This window comes from Pedobacter sp. 01T416_2, assembly GCF_056398925.1.
Genome location: NZ_JBFTQI010000896.1, coordinates 1 through 2240 on the forward strand (window position 1 = coordinate 1; position 2240 = coordinate 2240).

Annotated in this window: 3 protein-coding genes; 2 read left to right on the forward strand and 1 reads right to left on the reverse strand. The window is 37.1% G+C overall.

The annotated features are described in order from the left end of the window. Window positions 1-530: porin family protein (locus AC1DPQ_RS25535; RefSeq protein WP_477611283.1), on the reverse strand; the 530-nt coding region annotated here is incomplete at its 3' end. Window positions 531-560: 30 nt separating this feature from the next. Between AC1DPQ_RS25535 and gldB the strand changes: the two genes are divergently transcribed. Next, window positions 561-1595: a gliding motility lipoprotein GldB gene (gene gldB / locus AC1DPQ_RS25540; protein ID WP_477611284.1), complete on the forward strand. Its 1035-nt coding sequence runs from the start codon at window positions 561-563 to the stop codon at window positions 1593-1595. 109 nt (window positions 1596-1704) lie between these two features. After that, window positions 1705-2240: patatin-like phospholipase family protein (locus tag AC1DPQ_RS25545; RefSeq protein WP_477611285.1), on the forward strand; the 536-nt coding region annotated here is incomplete at its 3' end.

Sequence of the window (2240 nt, forward strand, 5' to 3'; positions counted from 1 at the left end):
CCGATGATTAATCCGGCACGGTAAAGTTTAATGTTATCGGATACATTTAAATTATCGCCAACAACCGCTCCACCTGTTACAGCATCTTGTTTAGCACTGATGTTGATTGAATTAGACAATCCAAACTGACCATACCAACGTTTTCCATCAGCCTTTACGGTTTTTAGTTTAATGGTTAAAGGCAAGTCTACGTATTGTAACTTATATTTTAATTCGTAAGCTTTCGGTGCAGTACTACTACTGGCGCTATAATAAGGCAAAACATTCGCCTCTGTACTTTTACCATTTATCGAAGTGATGGTTAGCGCAGTAGAAAAACTATAATTCGGGGCAAAATTAAAATCACCAATTAATCCATAAGAAAAGCCCAAAGCTATTCCGTCTGTTTTTCCTTGTTCAGGTTTAATCCAACCAAAAGTTGGGGTAGCGGTTAAACCTAACCTAAAACCGTAACTGGTTAACGGAGAATTTTGCGCCCATGCGCCAATACTTAAAAGAGACAAAATTAAAATGGTCGATATTCTTTTCATGCTATAGGTGTTTATATATATTTGTTGTACATGATGTATAACGTAAAACACTGGCAAATTTATCTAATTTTTCTTTTTGCCATCACATTTATTTCCTGCAGGCAAAGCAACAGGCCCGATGTAAGCAATATACAGGTAAACATTAAAATCGAAAGATTTGATAACGAGCTATTTGCTGGGAAAAACAAAAATGTTATTGAGGTAGACAAACAGCTTAGTTCAAAATATGGTGTATTTTATGACGATTTTATCCACCGGATTTTAGACAGCAAATATTCCAACACCGAATCGTTGACCAACCTATACCGCGACCAGGCTTATACCGATTTAAGCAAAGAAGTTGATAGTGTTTTTCCAGACTTAAAAGTGCAAGAAGAAGGATTAACCGAAACTTTTAAATATATTAAATACTATTATCCGAAAGCGAAGATTCCAAAATTTATTTCTTTTGCTTCAGGTTTTGCTTACCAAATGCCCGTAGGCGATAACTATCTGGGTATTGGTTTGGATATGTTTTTGGGAAAAGACAGCAAATTTTATAAGGCGATTGTGCAAAGTGTGCCCTTATACCTATCAAGAAGGTTTACACCTGAATATATTGTGCCCCGTGTAGCCGAAACGTACGCCCACGAAGAACTTTTTGCAGAGCCTGATGACAATAGAACCCTCTTGTCTAAAATGATCTTCCAGGGAAAGATTTTATACTTCTTAGATCAGGTTTTACCTGAAAACTTAAGCGATTCTACCAAAATCGGATATACTCAACAGCAGTTAGACTGGGCACAAAATTTCGAAGGCGATATTTGGGCATATTTTTTGGAGAACAGTTACCTGTATGAAACCGACTATCAAAAAATTCAGGTGTTTTTATCTGAAGGACCTTTTACACCAGGTTTAGGTGAAAATAGAGATTCGGCACCAAAATTGGGAGTATGGATGGGTTGGCAAATTGTAAGAAAATATATGAAAGAACACCCTGATGTTACTTTACAACAATTAATGGCAGATAACGATGCACAGAAAATTTTAAATCAATCTAAGTACAAACCGAAACAACAGAGATAGTTATCAGTTTGCGGTTTTTAGTTATCAGTTTACAGGCCAAAACAATACCACAATTAAGCAATAAAATCGATCAGTTGAACTTTTTAATTAATCATCCTAAATTAAACCTATGAAAGTTGGCATTGTATTATCAGGCGGAGGCATTAGGGGAATAGCACATTTAGGTGTTTTAAAGGCCTTCAGCAATTTGGGCATTACCTTTAGTCACATTAGTGGAACAAGTGCAGGAGCGATAGCCGGGGCCTTTTTTGCCGCTGGCATAGATCCGGAAGAAGGTTTGAATATTTTCCTTAAAACGAAACTCTGGCGCTTCGTTCGTCCGGCGGTGGGTTCTCTGGGCTTAATCAATATCGAAAACACTTCTCTGATTTTAAAGGAATATTTTCCGGAAGATTCAATTGAAAAGCTAAAAATACCTTTAACCATTGCTGCTGTAAATTTTAGCGAAGGCCGATTGGTTTATTTTACAAAAGGACCGCTTATTAGAGCAATTCATGCCTCTAGCTGCATACCTGGTATTTTTAAACCCATTATGATTGATGGCCAGATGTATGTGGATGGCGGAATTTTAAATAATTTCCCGGTTGAACCTTTAATGGACGACTGCGATTTCATTATAGGCTCGTCCTGTAACCACCTTAAACC